The following is a 4090-nucleotide window of genomic DNA, read 5'->3' on the forward strand; positions in this document are numbered from 1 at the left end:
CGGCATACGAGATTTCTGCCTGTCTCGTGGGCTCGGAGATGTGTATAAGAGACAGCCCCCTCGACTTCCCATGCGGCCCGCCAGTCCCCGCCCCGAGCACGAATATGTAGACCGGTCTACATATCCACCGGGCCATCCGATCCCCCGCACCCCGCCGCACAGGAAGTCGGCCCAGCCGACTTCTCGCGCACACCGCCCCTTCCCGAGGACCCGAATATGACGGTCGGTCTACGTATTCATCCGGGCCCAGTTCCACCCCGGCGCAGGAAGTCGACCTGGCCGACTTCTTGCGCGCAGCCCCACCCTTCCCGAACGAGCGAATATGACGGTCGGTCTACATACCCGCTGGGCACCCAGCCGACCATGCACCGAAAGTCGGCCTGGCCGACTTTTCGTGCACCGCCCCCGCCCTGCCCCAAGGGAGGAATATGACGGTCGGTCTACATATTCCTCCCACCCTCCGGAGGGGGCTGCGCAGGAAGTCGGCTTGGTCGACTTCCTGCGCAGCTTGGGGTCAGCCGGTGGGGGCCAGGTCGAGGGGGCGGCCTTCGGGGGTGAGGGCGATGGCCCAGAGGCCGTGGGTAGCGGGGTGGAGGGGGGTGGGGCCCTGGCGGGCGAGTTGGTGGTCGAGGTAGGTGACGGTGTCCTGGTGGTTGACCGCGTTCCAGGCGTGGGGACGGCCGAAGGGGTCGCGGGTGAGGAGGACGGCCTGGGAGCCGTGGCCGGCGCGGCGGAGGTCCTCGGCGAGGCGGTCGAAGGCCTGGCCGCCGTCGCCCAGGTCCCGGAAGGGGGCGCCGAGTTCGCGTTCGGCGCGGTCGCGGCCGCCGCGTTCGCCGGCGTCGCCCTCGGTGGGGATGCGCGGGGCCGCGCAGGTCGGGCGACCGGTGTGGCACTCGACGGCGGACAGGGCGATCTCCAGGCTGTTGTTGGCCCGCCCCGGTTCGCGGTAGCCGCCGTCGTTGACGGCCTCCGTCCAGCCGCCGACCGCCGGGTCGGGGTGGCGGACGGGCAGCCCGTCCTCGTCGCGGGGCGCGCGGCGTTCGAGTTCCGCCTGGTGCTGCGGGTCGACCGGGGCGAGCCCGCCCGGCAGGCCGTACGGGCGGCTGTCGGCGATGCTGCGCAGTCGGGCGGCCGGGTCGTCCGGGTGGGTTCCGCGCCGGGCGCGCAGGGCGAGTTGGAGGGCCATCGCGTGGGCGGTCGCGACCGGGACGGCGCCCCAGGCGAGGGTGGGGTCGGCGACGGTCGCGGCGGTGTCCCGGCGGCGGGCGTCCGCGGAGTGCTGCTCAGGTCGGCCGATCACCGGTGTGGTGCCGACGATCGGCGGTGCGACCGGTGCGGCCGGTGCCGGCGGTACGGCGTGGGCGGTCGGCGGACCGGTGACGGGCTGCGGCGCGGCTCCGACCGGGGTACGGGGTACGGCCGCTCCCGGCCGGGGTTCGACGCCGGGCTGCGGCCCGGCGGCACCCACCCCGCCACCCACGACGCCACTGGGCGCGCCCGCCCCGACACCGCTGCCGAACGGCGCCGCCACGTGCGCAGCCCCGCCGCCCCCGCCGGCGAGCGGCCCCGGCCCGACGGTGCCGACGGCGCCGACCGTGCCGGCCACCGGGTACCCGCCCCCGTACGCCGGCGTCCCGAACGGCCCGGCCACTCCGACCGACCGGACCACCGGCGCGTCCGGCGCGGTCCCGTACGGGGAGCCGTTGGACGACGGCCCGGCGGCAGGGCCGGGTGACGCGGAGGGCCCGGACGGCGCAGGCGGCGCAGGCGGCGCAGGCGGCGCAGGCGGCGCCAGCACGTTCACCGAGTCCGTCCGTACGGTCACCGGCACACCCCCGCCACCCCCGCCCCCGCCGTGCGCCGATGCCGTCGGGGCCGCCGGTGCCTGGAGCGGGTAGTCCCCGTCCGACCAGCCCGCCGACCCGCCGCCCTGGCGGGCCGGTGCGGCAACGGACCGCGCCGACGCCCCGTCGTCCCGCGCCGGCGGCGACCAGTCGGCGGCGGCGACCGCCCGGTGCTGCCCCTGCCAGCCGCCGGTGGCGTACGGGGCCCCGGAGGGCACCGCCCCGGAGTGCGCACTCGCGGCGACGGCAGCATCCGCCCCACCCGCGGCCCCGCCCACGACCGAACCCGGGTCCGCCACGACGGCCGAGGCCATGGTCACCCCGCCGGGCGCATTCGGGTCCTGCTTCCCCGGCGCGGCCTCGGCGTCGACGGCTTTCCCGTCCGCCGCACCCGGCCCGATCGGCCCGACCGGCCCGTCCGTCGCCGCCGTCAGCCCGGCGAGCGGCAGTCCGGCAAGCGGCAGTCCGCGGACCTCCTTGCCGTCCGAGCCGGTGAGCACCGGCTGCCCGTGCCCGTCCAGCCGGACGGCGAGGTCGGCCACCCCGACGACCGGTCTGCCGTCCGGCCCCGGGACGACCAGCAGCCCGGAGGCGTCGGCCACCTGGCTGCCGTCGGCGCGGAGGATGACCGGTCGGCCGTCCTGACCGAGGACGGGCTGCCCGTGCTCGTCGAGTTTGACGGTGAGCCCCGGCACGCCGACCAGCGGCTTGCCGTCCTTCCCGGCGAGCAGCACCAGCCCGGAGCCGTCCGCGCCGAGCACGCCGGGTTCGCGGAGGGCGGCGGGCAGTCCGGCGGCGGTCGGGTCGAAGGCGCCGGTGCGGTACGAGGCGGCGGTGATGCCCGTCGCCGGTGCGGTGCCGAGCCGGAGGAGGGCGACGGCGGCCGGCTCCTTGAGCGCGGTGGCGAGGGCGTCCTTCATGCCGCGGCCGAGTTCGGCGAGCAGGCCGCCGATCTTCAGCGCCGCGGCCTCGACGGCGACGGCCGCCACGCCTTCGGCGACCTGTGCGGTGGCGGCGTTCTTCACCTTGGACGCGAGGCCGCCGACGGCCTTCTCCACCCCGCCGACCACCCCGCTCGGCCCCGCTCCCGAACCACCATCCGCCGCCTCCGACGTCGCCGCCGACGTCGCCGCCGACGACGACGTCGCCACCTGGTCGGCGACCTTGCCGGCCGCCTCCTTGGCCTTGGCCGCCTGTTCCTCGGCCTGCTTGAGCTCGGCGGCGAGTTGCTGCAGCGTCGCGACGATCTCGGCCTTGCAGGTGTCCACGGCCCGCGCGGCCGTGTCGAAGGCCCCGGCGACCAGCCCGACCGCGGTGTGCGCGTCGTCCAGGTGGCCCTTGCCGCTCCCGCTGAAGGTCTGCCAGTACGCGCCGAAGGCCTCGACCGCGTGTCCGGAGTTGTCGGCGGTGACGCGCTGGACGGATTCACCGCAGCGGCGGGTGAGGCGGTCGGCCTCCTTGCCGAACTCGCGCCAGACCCCGGCCGCCTTGCGCAGGCCCTCCTCGTCGGCCTGTGGCCACTGGTGGCCGGTCCTGGCCAGTACCGGGACCAGTTCCTCGGGCAGTTTCCGGGACACGCGCCTTCCCCCTTCGAGCCTGGTCCGTCAGACCGACATGTCCTTGGGGACGGCGGTCGCCGTCCCGGGGGTTGCCCCCGCCGTCCGGTAGACCGCGGGCGTCACCGGGGCGCCCTCGGGCCCGACCCCCGCCCCGGACCCCGTCCCGATACCCGCCCCCGTCCCGATACCCGACCCCGCGCCGAACCCGGTCGCCGCCGAGGTGTCCGTGTCCGTCGTGCGCTCGGCCATCGCGTGCAGCCCGGTCCCGACCTTCCCGACCCGTCCGGCCAACCCCCGTAGCCCGCCCACGAGTTCGCCGTGGGCCGGACCGTACACGGCGGCGAAGCCACTGCCCGGCTGATCCGCGCCCCAGGGGGCGCCGAGCGCGGTGAGGTCCCGTTCCAGGGCGGTGACGGCCTTCGCCAGCTCTCCGCCGAGCTTCTCGAACTCCCGCCCCTCGCCGTGCAGTTCCCACGGCTTGAGGACGAACTCCCCACCCGCGCGGTCGGACGCCCCGGTGCTGCCGCCTGCCATCCCCGTACCTCCCGTAGCGGACCGGCCGCCATCCTAGGCACGCTCCGGGGCCCGCCCGCAGCGCCCGACGGACCTCTTCACCCCGCCTTCACCCCTGTCTCTTATACACATCTGACGCTGCCGACGAGCGATCTAGTGTAGATCTCGGTGGTC

General features: G+C 76.0%; 2 protein-coding genes. Both read right to left on the bottom strand.

Translation table 11 applies throughout. The features are described from left to right. Nucleotides 1-514: 514 nt before the first annotated feature. A complete protein-coding gene (locus tag OP86_RS34180) occupies nucleotides 515-3421 on the bottom strand; it encodes a toxin glutamine deamidase domain-containing protein (RefSeq protein WP_051831160.1) in 2907 nt (968 codons plus the stop codon). A gap of 27 nt (nucleotides 3422-3448) precedes the next feature. After that, the gene (locus OP86_RS32160; protein WP_030056138.1) at nucleotides 3449-3937 is read right to left on the bottom strand and encodes a hypothetical protein; all 489 of its coding nucleotides are present in this window, start codon (nucleotides 3935-3937) and stop codon (nucleotides 3449-3451) included. Nucleotides 3938-4090 lie beyond the last annotated feature (153 nt).

The sequence above is a fragment of the Streptomyces novaecaesareae genome (assembly GCF_000716875.1).
GTDB classification, from domain to species: Bacteria; Actinomycetota; Actinomycetes; order Streptomycetales; family Streptomycetaceae; genus Kitasatospora; species Kitasatospora novaecaesareae.

Bases quoted from the DNA above. Each gene is read 5' to 3' on its own strand.
- OP86_RS32160 (WP_030056138.1), bottom strand. From the start codon at position 3,937: ATGGCAGGCGGCAGCACCGGGGCGTCCGACCGCGCGGGTGGGGAGTTC.